Annotated in this window: 15 protein-coding genes; 8 read left to right on the top strand and 7 right to left on the bottom strand. The window is 69.1% G+C overall.

Annotated elements, in window-relative coordinates; translation table 11 throughout:
* Positions 1–48: 48 nt before the first annotated feature.
* The 3 genes from IE302_RS31070 to IE302_RS31060 form a co-directional block, all read right to left on the bottom strand.
* Complete coding sequence (locus tag IE302_RS31070) at positions 49–1,269, bottom strand: glycoside hydrolase family 88 protein (protein ID WP_191258210.1); 1,221 nt, start codon at positions 1,267–1,269, stop codon at positions 49–51.
* A gap of 169 nt (positions 1,270–1,438) precedes the next feature.
* Positions 1,439–2,662 carry a DUF8814 domain-containing protein gene (locus IE302_RS31065; protein WP_191257993.1) on the bottom strand — a complete coding sequence of 408 codons (1,224 nt, stop codon included), beginning with the start codon at positions 2,660–2,662 and terminating at the stop codon, positions 1,439–1,441.
* A gap of 133 nt (positions 2,663–2,795) precedes the next feature.
* The gene (locus IE302_RS31060) at positions 2,796–5,747 is read right to left on the bottom strand and encodes an AfsR/SARP family transcriptional regulator (protein ID WP_308436923.1); all 2,952 of its coding nucleotides are present in this window, start codon (positions 5,745–5,747) and stop codon (positions 2,796–2,798) included.
* Between the two features lie 142 nt (positions 5,748–5,889).
* Between IE302_RS31060 and IE302_RS31055 the strand changes: the two genes are divergently transcribed.
* Together IE302_RS31055 and IE302_RS31050 are read left to right on the top strand one after the other, a co-directional pair.
* Positions 5,890–6,546: a hypothetical protein gene (locus tag IE302_RS31055; RefSeq protein ID WP_191257991.1), complete on the top strand. Its 657-nt coding sequence runs from the start codon at positions 5,890–5,892 to the stop codon at positions 6,544–6,546.
* Positions 6,547–6,589: 43 nt separating this feature from the next.
* Entirely contained in the window at positions 6,590–8,161 is a 1,572-nt protein-coding gene (locus IE302_RS31050; RefSeq protein ID WP_191257990.1) for an alkaline phosphatase D family protein, read from the top strand.
* A gap of 110 nt (positions 8,162–8,271) precedes the next feature.
* Here the strand turns inward: IE302_RS31050 and IE302_RS31045 are convergent, their stop codons facing one another.
* On the bottom strand, positions 8,272–9,276 hold the full coding sequence (locus IE302_RS31045) for a winged helix-turn-helix domain-containing protein (RefSeq protein WP_191257989.1): 1,005 nt from the start codon (positions 9,274–9,276) through the stop codon (positions 8,272–8,274).
* A gap of 144 nt (positions 9,277–9,420) precedes the next feature.
* Positions 9,421–10,581 (bottom strand): glycoside hydrolase family 88/105 protein, encoded by a 1,161-nt coding sequence (locus tag IE302_RS31040; protein ID WP_191257988.1) that lies wholly within the window; start codon positions 10,579–10,581, stop codon positions 9,421–9,423.
* Positions 10,582–10,728: 147 nt separating this feature from the next.
* On the opposite strand from IE302_RS31040, the gene folP reads away from it, so the two are divergent.
* The gene (gene folP / locus IE302_RS31035) at positions 10,729–11,595 is read left to right on the top strand and encodes a dihydropteroate synthase (RefSeq protein ID WP_191257987.1); all 867 of its coding nucleotides are present in this window, start codon (positions 10,729–10,731) and stop codon (positions 11,593–11,595) included.
* Positions 11,596–11,608: 13 nt separating this feature from the next.
* Here folP and IE302_RS31030 read toward each other — a convergent pair whose 3' ends face one another.
* A complete protein-coding gene (locus IE302_RS31030; RefSeq protein ID WP_191257986.1) occupies positions 11,609–12,172 on the bottom strand; it encodes a dihydrofolate reductase family protein in 564 nt (187 codons plus the stop codon).
* Positions 12,173–12,312: 140 nt separating this feature from the next.
* Between IE302_RS31030 and IE302_RS31025 the strand changes: the two genes are divergently transcribed.
* Positions 12,313–13,032 carry a TetR/AcrR family transcriptional regulator gene (locus IE302_RS31025; protein ID WP_229908035.1) on the top strand — a complete coding sequence of 240 codons (720 nt, stop codon included), beginning with the start codon at positions 12,313–12,315 and terminating at the stop codon, positions 13,030–13,032.
* Here the strand turns inward: IE302_RS31025 and IE302_RS31020 are convergent.
* Positions 13,029–14,549 carry a sensor histidine kinase gene (locus IE302_RS31020; protein ID WP_191258209.1) on the bottom strand — a complete coding sequence of 507 codons (1,521 nt, stop codon included), beginning with the start codon at positions 14,547–14,549 and terminating at the stop codon, positions 13,029–13,031. The two genes, IE302_RS31025 and IE302_RS31020, sit on opposite strands and share 4 nt — an antisense overlap.
* Before the next feature lie 257 nt (positions 14,550–14,806).
* On the opposite strand from IE302_RS31020, the gene IE302_RS31015 reads away from it, so the two are divergent.
* The 4 genes from IE302_RS31015 to IE302_RS31000 are packed head-to-tail and all read left to right on the top strand — an operon-like array spanning position 14,807 to position 18,591.
* Positions 14,807–15,868 (top strand): ABC transporter substrate-binding protein, encoded by a 1,062-nt coding sequence (locus IE302_RS31015; protein ID WP_191257984.1) that lies wholly within the window; start codon positions 14,807–14,809, stop codon positions 15,866–15,868.
* 16 nt (positions 15,869–15,884) lie between these two features.
* The gene (locus tag IE302_RS31010) at positions 15,885–16,667 is read left to right on the top strand and encodes an ABC transporter ATP-binding protein (RefSeq protein ID WP_191257983.1); all 783 of its coding nucleotides are present in this window, start codon (positions 15,885–15,887) and stop codon (positions 16,665–16,667) included.
* Entirely contained in the window at positions 16,654–17,547 is an 894-nt protein-coding gene (locus IE302_RS31005) for an ABC transporter permease (RefSeq protein WP_191257982.1), read from the top strand. Before IE302_RS31010 ends, IE302_RS31005 begins: the two co-directional genes overlap by 14 nt.
* 27 nt (positions 17,548–17,574) lie before the next feature.
* The gene (locus tag IE302_RS31000; RefSeq protein ID WP_191257981.1) at positions 17,575–18,591 is read left to right on the top strand and encodes an iron-siderophore ABC transporter substrate-binding protein; all 1,017 of its coding nucleotides are present in this window, start codon (positions 17,575–17,577) and stop codon (positions 18,589–18,591) included.
* The last annotated feature ends 1 nt before the right edge of the window (position 18,592 follow it).

Here is an 18,592-nt window from a genome sequence, read left to right as displayed (position 1 = left end):
GTGGTAAGTGCCGTTAGAACGACACTTACCACTCACGACCCACTGGAGTCAGACGGCCGAGAGGTCGATCGCCTTGTCGATCTCCTTCGGCATCAGTACTCGCAGGATGCCTTCGAGCAGGTAGTAATCGCCGTAGGGCAACGAAACCTCGACACCGTCCTCGGCGGGACGGTTGCGCGTGCCCCGCGCCACGATCGCCTCGGCGCGGGTGGACTTCGTGGTCAGGCAGGTTTCGCACAACGCGGTGAGGATCCGGATCGCCGCCTCGCGGTACCGCGGCCGGTTCGCGACCTTCGCCAGGTCGAGCAGGCCGCACGCCATCACGGCGCCGGCGGAGGAGTCCTTGATGTCGTGCGGGGCCTGCGGTGCGAGGTAGTCCCACACCGGGACGTTGTCCGGCGTCAGCGCGCGGAGCGCGAAGTCGGCCAGGCGCTGCGCGGTCCGCAGGAACAGCGGGTCGCCGGAGCGCCGGTACATCGTCGTGAAACCGTAGATCGCCCAGGCCTGACCGCGCGACCAGCATGACGTCGGGCTGTAGCCCTGCACGGAGTTCGGGCCGATCTCGGCGCCGGTGTCCGGGTTGAAGTCGAACACGTGCGGGGTCGAACCGTCCGGCCGCACGAAGACCCGTTCGGTGGTCTTGGCGTGCGTGACGGCGATGTCGAGGTACTTCCGGTCGCCGGTCTGCTTGCTCGCGAAGGTCAGCAGGTCCAGGTTCATCATCGTGTCGACGATGACCCGGCCCGCGTTGCCCGGGGTGTCGAGCGCGCCCCACGCCCGAATGAACTTCCCTTTTTCGTTGTACCGCTGGATGAGCGACGCGGCGGCGTTGAGCGCGCCGGTGCGCCATTTCTCGTCGCCGGTGAGCCGCCAGCCGGTCACCCAGGATGGGTAGAACAGGAATCCGAGGTCGTGATCGCTCGTCTCGTGCTGACGGGGCGCGAGCTTTTCCGCGGACGCCGCCGCGAGGGTCCGGAATTGCGGATCGCCGCTGTAGATCGAGGCGAGCCAGAGCGTGCCGGGCCAGAAACCGCCGATCCAGCCGCCCTTCGCGGAATAGGTCCATTTCTCGAACCTGGTGATCTCCGGAAAGGACGTCACACCGGGTGCGACGGCGCGCAGTTTGGTCACCGCGTAGTCGGCCGTCCGGCGGAAAGTCCTTAGCCCGTCGGCTTCTTTCGTCGCCGCACTGGCGGCCGGGGTGATCGCCGTCGCCGCGACGGCGGCACTGGCGGCGGTGGTCAGCAGGGTTCGCCGGGAAACGCTCACAATGCCCGCCATTCGTCAGTGGGAAATGCGTCACGGGAGTTTCGCACGACGATTACGCGCTTGTGAAGACCATTCATGGTTGTGAATAAAGCGCCGTTCAGTGGGACATCAGAAAAGGGCGAAGGCCCGGCGTTATGGGGTACGCCGGGCCTTCGCGATCAGGAGTGCGTCAGCACTTGGGTGCCACCGGCAGATCCGAGCCGGTCTGCAGGTAGGTGTCGGAGATGTAATGTCCCGGGCCGATCCGGTCCCAGATGTTGCTGGTGCCGAACTTGCCGGTGACGGTGTCACCCTCGACGTAGCATTCGATGTTGACCTTCGCGTAGTTCGCCGCGAGGCCCTTGATCGCCGCGCTGGTGCTCGCCGACGCCCGGACGTTCATCGGGTCGCCCGCGGTGCTGACCACGCCGGTCGGGCCGGAGCCGGTCCACAGGTACGAGACGTTGACCCAGCCGTTGTCGGTCATCTTCAGACCGTCCCAGAAGGTGCCGTCCGCGAGGTCGATCCCCGCCGGGTTGGCCACCTTGCGGCCGAACTCGTCCTTGCCGCCGTTGTAGCCGTCCTGGTACGCGGCCTGCGCCTCGGGCTTGCCCTGCGGCAGGTTCTTCCACATCTGGCGGGTGGCCGACGGGTTCCAGTAGTCGTCCTTGGTGTTCCACGGGCCGACGTCCCACACCGGCGCGTATTCGCAGCGGCTGTTGTCGGTGCGGCAGATCCGCACGGTGTAGTTGCCGGTGTTCTTCGGCGCGAGACCGCGGCCCGAGGGCAGGGCGACGAAGTGGTCGCGGGACTTGATCACGTGCCCGTTGGCGGTGGTGCCGCCGACGAGACCCTCACGGGTGCCGAAGACCTTGTACGTCAGCGGGGCGGCGGCCGCGCCGATCGCGTTGGCCTGCGGGCCGAGCTCACCCTGGAGGGTGACGTCGCTGACCTTCGCGGTCACGCCGTCGGCCAGGGTGCGCAGTCCGATGCGGACCTGGACGGTGGAGACCGAAGTGGACAGCTGGGCCGCGCCACCGTCAGTGGGTGTCCACTCCGTCCAGTCGTTGGAGTTGAGCTTGCCGCGGACGTCGACCTCGACCTCGGTGCCCTTCGGCGCGTCGGCGGTCACCTGGGCGGTGACGCGGTTGACCGGCTTCCCGAGCTTCTGCTCGGCCAGCAGCAGGTACCCCTGGCTGCCGATGGAGTCGGGTTTTCTGTGCCAGGCGGCGTTTTCCAGGCTGAGCACGCCGCCGTCACTGCGGACGTTGACGTCGTCGCCATCCACAGTGGACAGATCGGCGCGCCAGCTTCCTTCGGGCGCCGCGTTCGCGGGGCTGGCGGCCAGCGCGGTGACCGCCCCCATGGCCAGCACGGCCGCCATCACCCGGCGGGCCTTCACGGTCCGGACCATTCCGGTCTCCCTTCGAGCACTCTCGGTTGCTACGAAGGGAGCTTCGCCGGGACCTGTACACGATCGATACAAAAGCAAGTCGGCACCTGGTCGCGGTAGGTGAACCGCTACCAGGTGCCGACTGGTGAAGGGGTCAGGCGCTCGCGGAGTCGTCGTATGACGCCTCGGCGGCCTCCTGCAGACGCGAGGCGAGCGCGGATTCCTGTGGCCGCGCGGAAAGCTCCCGCCACAACGCCAGCGCGCGTTCCGAGTAAGTCCGCGACCGCTCGGGCTGGCTCAGCGCCTCGTGCAGTTCCCCGAGCAGCTGCGAGACCTCCGCCTCGGAGCGACGGTCCCCGTTGCGCCGGTGCACGCTCAGCGAATTGACCAGCAGCAGCTGGGCGTGGGCGAGATCGCCGCTGTGCAGATACAACTCGCCGAGGTTCTGGTTCGCGTAGCCGACGCAGTGATCGTCGCCGAGCTCGTTGAAGATCGCGATGGCGCGGTCGACCCGTTCCCGCGCGCCCGCGAGGTTGCCCTGGTGCTGCCGCAGCATCGCGAGCCGCTTCAACGCGTGCGCCTCCCGATGCCGGTCTCCGATGCGCGCGGACTGTTCGAGCGCTTCGGTGAACCAGCGTTCCGCCTCGGAAAACCGGCGCCGTGCCAGCCACACCGCGCCGATCGCGATGCGCGAGACGGCCTCGCCGTGCGGATCCCCGGCCGCCGAGAACTGGTCGAGCGCCGCGTGACAATGCTCCAGCGCGACGGTGTCTTCGCCCTTGATCCGCAGCACGGTGCCGAGCCCGGCGAGCGCGATCGCCGCACCCCGCGCCTCGCCGACCTTGTCGAACAGCAGTTGCGACTGCTCGAACGCGACCAGGGCCTCGGCGTAACTGTCTTGGTACAGCTGGACCTGGCCGAGGTTGCGCTGGATGATCGCCTCCCCGCGGAGCTCGCCGGAGCGGCGGGCGGCGGCCAGCGCGACGGCGTGCGTGTGCAGCCAGTCGTCCTGGTGACCGCGCTGGTCGAAATACGGCGCCAGCGCGGCGGCGAGACGCCACGCCAGCCCGTCGAACCCGAGGTCGGCGGCCAGCGAGACGGCGGCGACGCAGGTGTGCCGCTCGGCGGCGAACCACGCGGCCGGATCCTCGACCAGCTGCCCGGCCCCCGGCGGGAGGACGGGCAGGCCGGCACTGTCGTCGCGGTAGAGCCCGAAGAAATGGATCGGCATCCGGTCCGCGGCTTCGAGCGCGAGCGCGAGATAGCCCTCCAGCACCCGTTTCGTGGCGGCGTGCGCCTTCGCCGGGATGTCGTGCGCGCGCAATTCGGCGGCGTAGCACCGCAACAGGTCGTGCAGGCGATAACGGGGCTCACCGGTGCCGTCCGAGCCGATGAGCTCGACCAGATGGGCGTCCACCAGCACGTCGAGGACGTCGTCCGCGTGCTCGCGGCCGAGCAGGGCCGCGACCACCCAGGCGGGGAACTGGACCGAACCGAGCCCGCCGAGGCCGCGGAACGCGCTCGCCGCCGACATCGGCAGAAGGTCGTAGCTGAGCGTGACACTGGCCCGGACGGCCAGATCGCCGACGCGGAGTTCGTCGAGTCTTCGTCTCTCGTCCCGCAGTCTGTCGGCCAGCACCCGCAGCGTCCAGCCCGGCCGGTGGGTCAGTTTCGCCCCGGCGACCCTGATCGCCAGCGGGAGATACCCGCAGTGACGCAGGATCGCCGTCGCGGACTCCGGTTCCGCGGTGACCCTGTCGAGGCCGACGATGCCTTCGAGCAGCGTCGCGGCTTCGGTCTCGGTCAGGAGGTCGACGTCGACCGGGGTGGCCCCGGCGAGATCCGGCATCCGCACCCGGCTGGTGATCAGCACCGCGCAGGCACCCGCGCCGGGCAGCAAGGGCCGGACCTGTGCCGCGCTGCCGGCGTCGTCGAGGACGACGCACATCCGCTGGGTCGCCAGCCGCGACCGCAGCAGCGCCGCGCGTTCGGCAAGATCACGCGGCAGCCCCGCGTCGGGGACGCCCAACGCGCGGAGCAACTCGGCGAGCACGGTCATCGGGGGCCGGGGCGAGGACGACGTCCCGGCGAGATCGACGTGCAGCTGACCGTCCGGGAAGTCCTCCCGGACCGCGTGCGCCACCCGGACCGCGACCGACGACTTGCCGATCCCCGGGGCCCCCGAAAGCACCGCGATCGCGGGTTTCCCCTGATCGCGACGGTGGCGGAAGAGGTCGACGAGTTCGCCGACCACCTCGTCGCGGCCGGTGAAGTCCGGCAGGTCCAGCGGCAGCTGGCAGACCGGCGCCGACGGCCGGGTGAGGGTCACGGCCACGGCGTCCGCCGTCGTCGAGGGCGCCATGACCAGCGAAGCCCGCAGTTCCCGCAGCCGCGGCCCCGGTTCGGTGCCGAGTTCCTCCGCCAGCACCTTCTCGGCCGTTTCGTAGGCCTCGATCGCGTCGGCCGTGCGGCCGTCGGCCCGTAACGCGACGATCAGCTGCTGCCAGAGTTCCTCGCGCAGAGGATGCTCGGTGACCAGGCCGCGCAGTTCGGCGACGGCTTCGGCGGTGCGGCCGAGTTCGATCCTCGCCCGCAGCCGCTGTTCCTGGACCGCGAGCCGTGATTCCGTCAGCCGGGCCACCGTCGCGCCCCAGCCGTGGTCGTGGGGGAGCCCTTCGAGGACTTCCCCACGCCACAGCGCTTCGGCTTGGTCCAGCAGGTCGAGAGCGGATTCGGCGTCCCCGTGGCCGAGCGCGTCCTGGGCGCGGGCGGCCAATTCGCCGAATCGGATGTGGTCGATCTCCTCAGGGCCGGCTTTGAGGATGTAGCCGGATGCCCGGCTGCCGATCCGTTCCCCCAGCCCGGGGTCGTGGTCGGCGAGACGTTTGCGGAGTGAATGGACGTAGGTACGGATGTTCGCCGCCGCGGAACGCGGAGCCGACGAGGGCCACAGGACCTCGATCAGCAGTTCCGTCGAGACGACGACATTGGGTTGAAGCAGAAGAGCGGCGAGCAACAGACGGGGTTTGGGGCCGCCGAGCGGCACCACCTGTCCGTCCACCGCCACTTCGAGCGGACCGAGAACGCGAAACCCGAGAATAGTCACCTAAACCGCCAATACGGCAGGAGCCCCATATCCGCCGATAATATTGCCGTCCCGCCATGGTGGCTAGATCCATTCGCATGCATGTGCAGACAGCCGTCGGCGTTTGTACGTGATGTGTACGACGCCGGTCGACGCTGACGTCATGAAGCGTTCAAGTGTCCGGCGGCTCGCCGGTTTCTTTCTCGTGCTGGTGACGGCGGGTGCCCTGGGCCTCGCCGGCGCCACTCCCGCACTGGCCGCGGCCACCGGGACCGTGAAGACGGCGGGTGACCCGCTGAACGTGCGCCGCGCCCCGAGCACCACCTCGACCGCGGTACGCACGGTGGCCAACGGCGCCTCGGTGACCATCGACTGCCAGACGATCGGGACCGAGGTCACCGGCCCCTTGGGCAAGACGACGCTGTGGGATTACGTCCCCGCGCTCGGCGGCTACATCTCCGACGGGTACGTCTACACGGGTTCCGATCAGCGGATCGCCCCCGACTGCGGGGTCGGTTCCGGCAGCGCCGAATGCTCCACCGGCGTCTGCGCCGGTGAGGGTCAGTTCCGGTCGTCGGACGCTCATTTCCTGGTCTACGACAAGGACGCCGACGGCAAGTCCGCCGTGGTCGCCTACTGGTTGAAGGGTGGCGCCGGCCCGTTCTACGTCTGGGCTTCCGGCGGCAACGGAACCCACGTAGACAAGGCCGTCCCGGTCGCGAAGGGATCGTGGGTCTATTACAAGGTCTGCGTCGCCAACGCCGCCGCGAATCCGACGCTCGAAGCGTGCAGTGGCGGCCTCACCGATTACGCCGCGTGAAATTCCTCCCCGTTCTTTCCCCACTTCGAAAGGTTGAATTCTCATGGGTCAGGTGAACCGGCGGGCGGTCCTCCTCGGTGGAGCCGCGGCGGTTTCGGCGGCGGCGTTGTCGTCGACGGTGCCTTCGTGGGCGAACGCGAGAACCTTGGTGGCGGCACCCGCCATCCGCGACCCGTTCCAGCTCGGTGTCGCCTCGGGTGACCCGCTGCCGGACAGTGTCGTGCTGTGGACGCGGCTCGCGCCCGCCCCGCTGAACCCCGACGGTTTCGGCGGGATGCCGGACGCTTCGTACACAGTGGACTGGGAGATCGCGAACGACCAGGCGTTCTCCTCGATCGTGCAGAAGGGCAACGCGACCGCGGCCCGCGCCTCCGGGCACAGCGTGCACATCGAACCGGTCGGACTCGCGCCAGGACGTGAATACTTTTACCGTTTCAAGGCCGAGGGGTACATCTCACCGGTCGGCCGGACCCGGACCGCCCCCGCCGCCGGCGCGGCGGTCAACCAGCTGAAGTACTGCTTCTCCTCCTGCCAGCACTGGGAGGAGGGCTGGTACCACTCGTACAAGGGCATGCTCGCCGACAACCCGGAACTGGTGCTGTTCCTCGGTGACTACATGTACGAGAAGAAGTCCGGCCGCGCCGCCGCCGAACGGAATCCGCGCAAACTGGCCTTCACCGACGACGTGACGACGCTGGCTCAGTACCGCGCCCGGCACGCCCAGCACAAGACCGACGCCGATCTGCAGAACGCGCACGCGATGGCGCCGTGGATCGTGGTCTTCGACGACCACGAGGTGATGAACAACTGGAACGGCACCACCAGCCCGGCGACGGACGCGCGCAAGGCCGCCGGATTCCAGGCGTTCTACGAGAACATGCCGATCCGGTCCACCGCCAAGCCGAGCGGCGCGGCGATCCGCCTGTACCGGCAGTTCGGCTGGGGCAACCTCGCCCGGTTCCACATGCTCGACACCCGGCAGTACCGCAACGCGCAGGTGCCCGACCCCTCCGGTTCGGCGGGCCCGTCGTGCACCGACATGCGGTCGACGTCGCGCAGCATCCTGGGCACCGCGCAGGAAGCGTGGCTGCTGAAGGCGCTGGAGACGCAGCCGGCGAAGTGGGACTTCCTCGGCCAGCAGGTCTTCTTCGCCACCCGTGACGGGGACGGCAACAAGGCGACCTGCGAGAGTCCCGATTCCTGGCAGGGCTACGAGGCCTCCCGTGACCGGATCGCGAAGGGCATCGTGGACCGCAAGGTGCCGAACCCGATCGTGCTGACCGGTGACGTGCACCGGCACTGGGCGGCCGATCTGCGCCGCGACTACTTCAACCACAGCGACCCGGTGTTCGGTTCGGAACTGGTGACGACCTCGGTCACGAGCAACAGCGACACCGCGACCGACCCGTCGTCGGCGTGGCTCGCGAACAACCCGCACATCAAGTACTGCCGGGGAAAACGCGGTTATGTGCGGGTGACGGCGTCGCAAAGCCAGCTGCGGGCGGATTTCATGACGGTCTCGGACACCACCGAGTACGACTTCTCGAAGGTGACTCTGGCCGCGGACCGCAGCTACGTCGTGGAAGCCGGGAAGCCGGGGCTCCAGAAGGTCTAGGGAGCACCGCCGGGCTGAAAGCGTCCTTCACCTCGTCTCACGCGGTGAAGGGCGCTTTCCTCGCATCGCATGCGGTGAAAGTCCCCTTCAGCACGACGCTGTACCGCCGGTCACGAGAGCAGGTCCACCAGGGCGTCACCGCGGGGCGTCCGGACCACGAGGACGACCTGACCCTCGCGGTGCCGCTGGATCAGTCCCGCGGAGACGAGTTGCTCGCAGTGGTACGTCGCGGTGCTCGCGGCACACGACAGGAGATTCGCGATCTCCCCCATCCGGGCGGGTTTCCCGAGGTGCCGCAACAGTTTCGCCCGGTGGGCGCCGACCACCAGGTCGAGCCCGTCGACCCCGGGAGCCGTTTCAGGCCTGCCGTTCTCGACCAGGCCGTCCAGCCCCGGCAGGGGATAGCCGATCCAGATGGCGTCCTCTTCGTCGAAGTTCGACACCGCCGACCGGCAGCCCGCGAGCATCGGGACGAGGATCAGCTTGCGGCCGCGGGTGGTGTACCGCGCCGGTTCGGCGTCGGGCAGCAGCAGGGAACCGTTGCTGAACCGGAAATGGGGCCGCAGCAGGCCGAGTACCGCGTCGGTCCCGCCCCGGACGGAGGCGACCCCGATCCGTTCGATCTCGCGGTCGAGCAGGGGACGGGCCTTGGTCCACAGGTTCTCGGTCGCCAGCCGGGTCGCGGTGAAGGCGTCCGCGAGCGAGGCGACCCAGCGTCTCGGATGGTCGGCGGCCTGCCGCCACTGGGCGGGCAACCGGTCCCCGAAAACCTCCTCCAGGCCCTTGAGGACGTCGGTTTCCGTCAGCTCGCGCAGCATTTCCGCCTGCGCCGCGGCGGAGGAGTCCTCGCCGGGGCTGATCGGGACGATGAAGTCCGGTTGTACCGAAGTGCCCCGGCGGGCGAGCGCGCTCGCCGCGCGGTATCCCTGCTCGGGGATCGCTGAGCCGACCTGGCGTCGCCAGGTGGCGGGCAGGCCGCGGTCGTACCCGCCGACCACCTCGACGAGCATCGAAACCAAGGAGACGTGCGGGGAAACCGTCACACCTACCGGGATCGTGCTGGTGTCACCGAGTTCGAGCCGGGTATAAGAGGCCTGGGGTGGCGTCTCGCGCATCCGGTCGTCCCTCCTGGGAGTGGGCGTCGCAGCACGCGATGTTAGCGCCTCCCGTCAATACCCGGCACTGCCCCCGAAAACGACCGAAGGACACTTTCCCCAGGTCGAGCGTGGGAAAGGTGTCCTCCGGCCGGTGCGGCGACCTCAGCAGGCGAGTTGCTCATTCATGATGAGGAACGCGCCGAGACCGTGGAAATCGTTGGTGTTGCGTTTACGTCCGTAGTAATACGCGGTGTCACCGACATTGGTGCCCTCGGAGATGTTCGCGATGTCGGTCGTTCCGTCGGAACCGGTCGAAACCTGGGACAGGACCCCGCGGTAGCCCATCGCGGCCACAGGCCCGTATTCCGCGCCGATGTGGCCGCGCTCCACCCCTCTGGAGAGCAGGAAGGTGTACATCGCCGAAGCCGAGGTCTCCAGCCAGTTGTCCTTGTCGCCGCCCCGGTCGACGATCTGGAACCAGCGGCCCGAAGCCCGGTCCTGCCAGCGGGTGTAGCCCGCCGCGAGGAACTTGACGATGTCGACGAGACGTCCTCGTCGCGGATGCCCGGCGGGCAGGGTTTCGAGGAGGTCGATGGCCGTCATCCCGAGCCAGCCGATCGCGCGGGCCCAGTGGTACTTCGAATGCCGTCCGGCGCCCGAAGCCCACGGTTCCGACCCGTCCTCGTCGTAGGCGTGGTAGAGCAGGCCCTTCGTGGGTTCCTTGAGACGGTCGAAGTACACGATGACGTTCTTCGCGGCCTCTTCGTAGCAGTAGCCGGAATCGCCGAAGGTCTTGCCGTACAGCGCGAGGAACGGCTGCGCCATGTACACGCCGTCCGCCCACAACTGCCCGTTCTTGCTCGTGGCGTGGAACATCCCGCCGTCGGACGTCCGGGGATAGGACGGGAACCGGCGGCGCAGCTGCTCCGCCGCGATCTTGTACTTCGCCTGTCCGGTTTCGGTGTACAGCAAGGGGAACATCTGCCCGGAGCGCATCGCGTCCAGGTTGGTGAACCCGTTCGAGATCCCGCTGTCGGTGACGAACCGGTCGTACCAGGCGAGGATGTAGTCGAGGTAGGCCCGCTCGCCGGTGCGCCGGTACACCAGGTACTGGCCGTAGAGGTAGAGACCGCGGGTGTAGCCCCAGCCGCCGAGGGTGGCCGGGGTCCAGCGCTTCATCGTCGAGTCGACGACGGCTCGCGACAGATCCGCGGGCGCCGCCGTGGCCGCTCCGGGCAGCGCGAGCGCGCCGAGGGCGCCCGCGGTTCCCGCCAGCACCGTGCGCCGCGAAAGACGTGCCGCGCGAAGAGGATCCGAGGACATTCGAGGCCCTTTCTGCGCCGGGAACCGCGGTATTTCCTTGTGGGACAACGTCTACTCGGGTGTTCGACGGCGAGTCAAGAGAGATCCGACCTCTTCCCGCTGGGCGGCACTCTCCTCCGAAGCCGCCCGCTCGCCTACGATCGGTCCGTGAACGAGCTGACCTTCCGCGGGCGCCGCGTCGCCCGGGACCGCGCCCTGGTCATGGCGATCGTCAACCGCACCCCCGATTCCTTCTACGACAAGGGCGCGACCTTCTCGGATCCGGACGCGCTGGCGGCCGTCGCGAGGGCGGTGGAGGAAGGCGCCGACATCGTCGACATCGGCGGCGTCAAGGCGGGCCCCGGCGCGGACGTCGACGTCGAGGAAGAGATCCGACGGGTGGTCCCATTCGTCGAACGGATCCGCGAACTGCACCCCGACCTGGTGATCAGTGTCGACACCTGGCGCCACGAGGTGGGCAGGCGTTCGGCCGAGGCGGGCGCGGATCTGATCAATGACACCTGGGCGGGCGCCGATCCGAAGCTGGCCGAGGTCGCGGCGGAGTTCGGTACCGGGTACGTCTGCTCGCACACCGGGAACGCGGTCCCGCGCACCCGCCCGTTCCGGGTGCGCTACCCGGACATCGTCGCGGACGTCGTCGCGGAGACGGCGGCACACGCCGAGGCGGTCGTCGCGCTCGGTGTGCCGCGCGAGGGGGTGCTGATCGATCCGACCCACGACTTCGGCAAGAACACGTGGCACAGCCTGGCGCTGCTGCGGCACGCGCGCGAGCTGGCCGACACCGGCTGGCCGGTGCTGATGGCGCTGTCCAACAAGGACTTCGTCGGCGAGACGCTCGGCGTGGAACTCGCGGAGCGGGTCGACGGGACCCTCGCCGCGACGGCCTGGGCGGTGGCCGAGGGGGCGAAGGTGTTCCGGGTGCACGAGGTGAAACGCACCCGGCAGGTGCTGGAGATGATCGCGTCGATCCAGGGGGTGCGGCCGCCCGCGCGCGCGATCCGCGGGCTGGCCTGACACCCTCCGTGGTTCAGGAGTTCTTCGGCTCCAGGTGCAGCGCGGTGATGCCGCATTCGAACGTCTTGGACGACACCAGCCGCAAGTGCTGGTGAGCGTCCAGCGCGGGGAACACCGGCAGTCCGGCGCCGATCGCGACCGGGTTGACGAACAGGTGGATCTCGTCCAGCAGGCCCTTGGCGATCAGATCCGCCGCCAGCCGGGCGCCGCCCGAGGTGATGATGTCGCCGCCGGGCTGGTCCTTGAGCTTGTGCACGATCTCCGCCAGGTCGCCGCCGGCGACGGTGGCGTTCTCCCACGGCGACTCGGTGAGGCTGTTCGAGATCACCACCTTGGGCGTGTTGTTCATCATGTCGATCGTCTCCTGCGTCTCCCCTTCCGGATTCGACCGCCAGACGGGGATGAAGCCCTCGGCCAGGTTCCGGCCGAGCACGATGAGGTCGACCGGCTCCCAGAGCGGGCCGACGTAGGCGTTGACGTCGTCGGTCCACGGCATGGTCATCCAGTCCATCTCGCCTTCCGGGCCGCCCATGTAGCCGTCGACGGTGGTCTGGACCTGCAGCTTGAACTTGCGCATGGCGCTGTTCCTTCCCCGTGAAGTTTCTCTTGGACGCTCTTGTGTCCCCAGGAGAGCGAAGTGTCCGCCGGACACATGGTGTACGTTAGACACATCCGAGACCGGATGACAAGCCCTGAATGTCCGAAGCGGAGTGCACGATGGCGACCTCGACGGGAGCCGGCCCGGAACCCGGCGTCGGCAGCACCGACCTGCTCTGGGAGCTGTCCCGGCGCGAGCCGAAACGCACCCGCCCGGTGCTCACGATCGAACGGATCGCCGACGCCGCGACCGCGATCGCCGACGCCGACGGCATCGCGGGCGTCTCCATGCACCTGGTCGCGAGCAGGCTCGACGTCACGAAGATGGCGTTGTACCGGCACGTGAAGAACAAGGCGGAGCTGCTCGCGGTGATGACCGAACTGGCCATCGGTCCCGCGCCGGACCTGATGGCCGTCCCCGGCGACTGGCGCTCACGGCTCGAAGCGTGGGCGCTCGGGATGCGCGAGACCTGGCACCGGCATCCGTGGCTGCCGGACGCCACGGTCGGCGTCCGCCCGACCGGACCGAGGGAGATCGGCTGGACCGAGTCCGCGGTCGCCGCGCTCGCGGGCACCGGGCTGACCGGCGCCGAGCGGATGGACGCGGTCTTCCTGATCAGCGGGCATCTGCGCAACACCCAGTCGACGAACAACGCCGGGACCCAGCCCTGGGAAGGCGACCGCGGCCTGCGCGGGCACGTGACGGCGAATCCGGACCTGTTCCCGGCGCTGCTCGAAGCGGCGAAGTCGGTCGACGGCGCGCCCGTCGACAGCGGTTTCGAATTCGGCCTGCAGCGGATCCTCGACGGCCTGGCCGCGCTCATCGACAGCCGGGGCTAACCGTCCAGGGGAATGACGGCCGAAACCGTGGTGCCCGAGCCGGGTTCGCTCGCGACGGTCAGTTCCCCGCCGAGCGCGCGGACCCGGTCGCGCAGGCCGTGCAGCCCGGAACCGCCGTCGATGTCGGCCGTGCCGGTGCCGTCGTCGTGGACGTCCACCCGCAGGCCGTCCTCCTCGACGCCGATGCGCACGCTGACCTCCTGCGCCCGCGCGTGTTTCAGGGAGTTCGTGACCGCCTCCGAGACGACGAAGTAGGCCGTCGCCTCGACGGCGCCGCTGAGCCGGGGCACGTCCGCCCCCGCGAGGGCCACGGCGAGCGGGACCCGGTCCAGCAGCGACCGGACCGCCGGGATCAGCCCGGCTTCGGTGAGGATCGCGGGCCGCAGCCCGCGCGCGAGTTCGCGCAGTTCGGTGACGGTGGCCTGAAGTTCGTCGATGGTGCTGGTCAGCAGGGTCGCGACGGGTGGCGTGAGGTCGCTCCCGAGCCTCCGTTCGGCCATGCGCAGCAACAGCACGACACTGACCAGCCGCTGCTGGGCGCCGTCGTGCAGATCCCGTTCGACCCGCCGCCGCTCGTCGTCGGCCGCGGCCACGATGCGGGCGCGGGAGGCCTGGACCTCGACGAGGCGTTCCTCCAGTTCGGCGGCGAGCCGCTGGTTGTCCAGCACCAGCCCGGCGGCGGCGTTGAGCGCGTCGATCGACCGGCTGTCCTTCCACACCTCGTCGTCCTGCACGAGCGCGGCCAGCCCGGAGCCGTCGCGTTCCAGCAGGAGCCGGATCATCTCCGCGTTGCCGACCCGTGCCCGCAGCACCCCGATCAGGAACGCCAGCGGCCACAGGCAGAACGAGATCCGGTAGACGTCCAGCAGCGGATCGGACGCCGGGTTCGCGGAGCCGAGCGCGCTGCCGACCGTGGTGCTCACCGCGCCGAGGACGGCGATCGCGACGACAGGGGAGAGCAGCCGCCGCTGCGGAAGGCGTCCGGAGAGCCAGCGGTAGAGCAGGATCACCACGACCCCGCCGCCGATGAGCGCGCCGAGGAGCTCCAGCAGACGTTTGACCAGCGCCTCGGCCTCCGGGGAGGCGGCGACCGCGGCGAGGTTCCCCGGATCGTCGTTGACCAGCAGGCCGAGGACGGCCGCCCCGAAGACCACGGCGTACGCGGGGAAGGCGAGCACGCGTTCCCAGCGGGACTGAAGCTTCCCGTGCGGGAAGGCGAGGACGAGGTGCGCGATCACCGGGCTGGACGCGGCCGTCAGGGCCAGCCCGGCGGTGTGCGCGACCGGGTTCTTGGCGAACTGGAGGTCCTCGGCGAACAGCGCGAGCCCGGCCAGCGCGATGAGCAGGCCGATGGGATTCGAGGCGCGGCGCACGTGCGCGACGGCGCCGGCGAGGAGGAAGAGGAACCCGGTCGTCGTGGACAGAACGGTGTCGAGCGCGGTGTGCGTGCCGTCGGCGATCTTGAGCGTCATCGCGACGACGCCCATCCCGATCCCGGCGGTCAGCACGCCCGCCATCGCGACGGTCCGAGGATGCGTCACCACTTAGCGTGATTCGCCCGTTCGGCCCGGACCGTTACACCGGGAGGGTGCTCGATCGGGGGAGCCGGGTCCGGGACGCCCGTCCTGAAATGTGGAACAGCGGTTCCGCCTGGTGTCAAGGTTTCTCAGGATGTTTCCCGTCATCCGGATGGCGATGCAGGCAGGTGGGTGAACGTGCGACTCTGCGGCCAACCACCTGAGGCCGAGCTGTATCCCCGAAAGGCGACACTCCCGTGAGCACCCACCACAGAACCCGCCTGCTGGCCGCGGCCTTCGCCGCCTTGACCTTGGCCGGCGGGATCGCGGGGTGTTCACGCGCGGACAACGCCGCGTCGACGACCGAGCAGAAGAGCCAGGGCGCCGCGGCCGAGGTGCGCGTCGGGTACTTCCCGAACGTGACGCACGCCCCCGCGCTGATCGGCGTCAAGAACGGCTACTTCGCCAAGGAACTCGGCTCGACGAAGCTCACCACCCAGACGTTCAACGCCGGACCCGAAGAGGTCAACGCGCTGCTCGGCAACTCGCTCGACATCGCCTTCATCGGCTCCGGTCCGGCGATCAACGCCTTCACCAAGTCCAAGGGCGCCATCCAGCTCGTCTCCGGCGCGGTCTCCGGTGGCGCGCAGCTGGTGGTGAAGCCCGAGATCACCACGCCCGAGCAGCTCACCGGCAAGAACATCGCGACGCCGTCGCTGGCGAACACCCAGGACGTCGCGCTCAAGAAGTTCATCGCCGAGAAGAAGCTGCCGGACGTCAAGATCACCAACCTCGACAACCCGAAGACGTTCGACGCGTTCAAGAAGGGCGAGCTCGACGGCGGCTGGCTGCCGGAGCCCTGGTCCTCGCGGCTCGTGCTGGACGCGGGCGCGAAGGTCCTGCTGGACGAGAAGACCCTGTGGCCAGAAGGGAAGTTCCCGACCACCGTCGTGATCGTCCGCAGCGAATTCCTTCAGCAGCACCCGGAGACCGTCACCGCCGTCCTCAAGGGTGAACTCGCCGCCATCGACTGGGCGAAGACCAACCCCGCCGAGGCGAAGAAGGTGGTCAACGGAGAACTCAAGGCGCTCGCGGGCAGCACACTGAGCGAGGCCGTTCTCGACCGCGCGTTCTCCGGCATCGACCTCGGCATCGATCCGGTGGCGTCGACTTTCAGCCAGCTCGCGCAGGACTCGGTGACCGCGGGCGTGGTGAAGTCCGCGGTGGACCTCAAGGGGTTCGCCGATTTCGGCCCGCTCAACGCCGTGCTCAAAGAGCAGGGCAAGCCCGGCGTGGACGCGCCCGGGCTGACGAAGTGACCGGAGGAGATCAGCGATGACGACCACCTTGGAGCCCGGCTTGTCCACTGGTGTCGCCGTGCGGCTCGACGGGGTCCGGAAGGCCTTCGGGCCGACCGGCCGCGCCGTCGTGGCCCTCGACGGGATGGACCTGACGGTCGCGCCCGGCGAGTTCGTCTGTCTCCTCGGCGCCTCCGGCTGCGGCAAGAGCACGCTGCTGAACCTGGTCGCCGGCCTCGACCGGCCGACGTCCGGCTCGATCACGCTCGAGACCTCCCGGCCCGCGGTGATGTTCCAGGAGGCCGCGCTGATGCCGTGGCTGACCGCAGCCCGGAACGTGGAACTGCCGCTGCGGCTCGCCGGGTTCACCCGGACCGAACGCCGCGAGAAGGCGGCCGAACTGCTCGAACTCGTCCGCCTCGGCGGCGCGGGCGACAAGCGGCCGCACGAGCTGTCCGGCGGGATGCGGCAGCGCGTCGCGCTCGCCAGGGCGCTGGCCGCGACCCTGCGCGTCGGCGGTGACCCGGAGCAGTCGCTGCTGCTGATGGACGAGCCGTTCGCCGCGCTCGACGCCATCACCCGCGACGTCCTGCAGGGCGAGCTGCTGCGCGTCTACCGCAGCACCGGCACCTCGGTGCTGTTCGTGACCCACGACGTCCGCGAGGCCGTCCGGCTCGGCCAGCGGGTCGTGCTGCTCTCGTCGCGGCCGGGCCGCGTCGTGCGGGAATGGCGCGACGTCCAGGCCTCCGACGCCGAAGAGCTGACCCTGGAGATCACCGGTCACCTCCGGGAGGTGATCAGTACCCATGCCGCGGCTTGACCGCCCCGACACCTCCCCGGAAGAGGCGGACGAGGCCGTCGGTGCGGGTCTCGACTCGCTCGACACCCCGACCGGGGAACGCCGGGAAAGCCGGGGGAAGCGGTTCTTGCGCGGCTTCGTGCCGCCGGTCGTCTTCCTGGCCCTGCTGATCGCGGTGTGGCAGGCCCTGTGGGCGGCCGCGTTCTGGCCGGAGTCGATGCTGCCCGCGCCGCTCACGGTGTGGAACGAACTCGTCGGCATCACCGTCGACGGCGACATCTTCGAGTTCGTGTGGACCTCGGTGCACCGGGCCGCGCTCGGCTTCCTGATCGGCGTCGTCATCGGGACGCCGCTCGGGCTGCTGGTGGCGAAGGTCCGGCTCGTCCGCGCCGCGGTCGGGCCGTTCCTGACCGGGCTGCAAAGCCTGCCGTCGGTGGCTTGGGTGCCGGCGGCGATCCTGTGGTTCGGGCTGAACGACGCGTCGATCTACTTCGTGGTCCTGCTGGGTTCCGTGCCCTCGATCGCGAACGGCCTCGTCTCGGGTATCGACCAGATCCCGCCGATCCTGCCGAGGGTCGGCCAGGTGATGGGCGCGAACCGGCTCTCGTCGGCGCGGCACATCCTGCTGCCCGCCGCGCTGCCCGGCTTCCTTGCCGGGCTCAAGCAGGGCTGGGCGTTCTCGTGGCGTTCGCTGATGGCCGCCGAGCTGATCGCGCTGTCGCCCGCGCTGGGCAAGGGGCTCGGCGCTTATCTGAACGAGGGCTCGTCGTTCAACAGCATGGAGGGCGTGATCTCGGCGATCTTCCTGATCCTGCTGGTGGGTGTGGGAATCGAGCTGCTGGTGTTCCGGCCGCTGGAGCGTTCGGTCCTGCGTGCGCGAGGTCTCACAGCGTCCCTTTAGGACTTTGGACAGGCTAACCTTATCCGCATGTCCGTTTCCGGTGTGCGGGTCAAGGCGACCCTGACCGCGCTGATGATGTCGTTGCTGGTGGCCGGTTGCGGTTCTTCGCAACCGGCCGACGAAACCCTGGTGCCGCCGGAGGCCCGCGGCACCTTCCCGGTGACCGTCGAGCACAAGTACGGGTCGACGACGGTGGAAAAACAGCCGTCGCGGATCGTCACGCTCGGCCTGTCCGACCACGACGCCGTGCTGGCGCTGGGGATCCGGCCGGTCGGGGCCGTCGACTGGTTCAAGGAACGGCCGTACGGGAAATGGCCGTGGACGCAGGCGCTCTGGGGCGACAGGCCGCCGGAGATCGTCGGCGAACGCGACGACTACAACTTCGAGAAGATCGCCGCGCTGAAGCCGGATCTGATCCTCGCCCAGTACAGCGGAATGAAAAAGGAGCAGTACGACAAGCTGTCGCAGCTCGCGCCGGTCGTCGCGCAGCCGCCGAAGTTCGAGGACTACGCGGCACCATGGCGGGAAATGACCCGCATGGTGGGCCGCTCGCTCGGGCTCGCGCAGAAGGCGGACGATCTGATCGCCGGGATCGACGCGCGGTTCGCCAAGGCCCGTGCCGAACATCCCGAGTTCGCGAAGCTGTCGATGGTCGTCGCCGACACCTTCGAAGCGGGCAAGTTCTCGGCGTTCACCACGACCGACCCGAAGATGATCTTCATGACGGAGCTGGGTTTTCAGCCACATCCGCCGGTTGTGAAGGAGAGCGAACCGGCGAAGAACGTCGTCGACGTCACCTCGGAGCGGTTCGACCTGTTCGACGCGGACCGCCTGGTGTGGTTGAACTCCGATGCCGGCGCCGAGGCCAGGGTGCGGGCGGATCCGGTGTACGGGCGGCTGAAAGTCTCGGCGGGCAAACGGGATCTGTTCATCACCTACGAGAACCCGCCGGTCGGCGCCGCGATCTCGTTCAACACGGTGCTGAGCGTCCCGTATGCGATCGAGCAGCTGGTGCCGAAGCTGGCGGCCGTGCCCGGCGAGTAGT

This window comes from Amycolatopsis oliviviridis (assembly GCF_014654365.1).
GTDB classification, from domain to species: domain Bacteria; phylum Actinomycetota; class Actinomycetes; order Mycobacteriales; family Pseudonocardiaceae; genus Amycolatopsis; species Amycolatopsis oliviviridis.
This window is presented reverse-complemented; position numbering and strand designations above follow the sequence as displayed.

Bases quoted from the DNA above. Each gene is read 5' to 3' on its own strand.
- IE302_RS31065 (WP_191257993.1), bottom strand. From the start codon at position 2,662: ATGGTCCGGACCGTGAAGGCCCGCCGGGTGATGGCGGCCGTGCTGGCC.
- IE302_RS31025 (WP_229908035.1), top strand. From the start codon at position 12,313: ATGGCGACCTCGACGGGAGCCGGCCCGGAACCCGGCGTCGGCAGCACC.
- IE302_RS31030 (WP_191257986.1), bottom strand. From the start codon at position 12,172: ATGCGCAAGTTCAAGCTGCAGGTCCAGACCACCGTCGACGGCTACATG.
- IE302_RS31005 (WP_191257982.1), top strand. From the start codon at position 16,654: ATGCCGCGGCTTGACCGCCCCGACACCTCCCCGGAAGAGGCGGACGAG.
- IE302_RS31000 (WP_191257981.1), top strand. From the start codon at position 17,575: ATGTCCGTTTCCGGTGTGCGGGTCAAGGCGACCCTGACCGCGCTGATG.
- IE302_RS31010 (WP_191257983.1), top strand. From the start codon at position 15,885: ATGACGACCACCTTGGAGCCCGGCTTGTCCACTGGTGTCGCCGTGCGG.
- IE302_RS31040 (WP_191257988.1), bottom strand. From the start codon at position 10,581: ATGTCCTCGGATCCTCTTCGCGCGGCACGTCTTTCGCGGCGCACGGTG.
- IE302_RS31050 (WP_191257990.1), top strand. From the start codon at position 6,590: ATGGGTCAGGTGAACCGGCGGGCGGTCCTCCTCGGTGGAGCCGCGGCG.
- IE302_RS31055 (WP_191257991.1), top strand. From the start codon at position 5,890: ATGAAGCGTTCAAGTGTCCGGCGGCTCGCCGGTTTCTTTCTCGTGCTG.
- IE302_RS31020 (WP_191258209.1), bottom strand. From the start codon at position 14,549: ATGGCGGGCGTGCTGACCGCCGGGATCGGGATGGGCGTCGTCGCGATG.
- IE302_RS31045 (WP_191257989.1), bottom strand. From the start codon at position 9,276: ATGCGCGAGACGCCACCCCAGGCCTCTTATACCCGGCTCGAACTCGGT.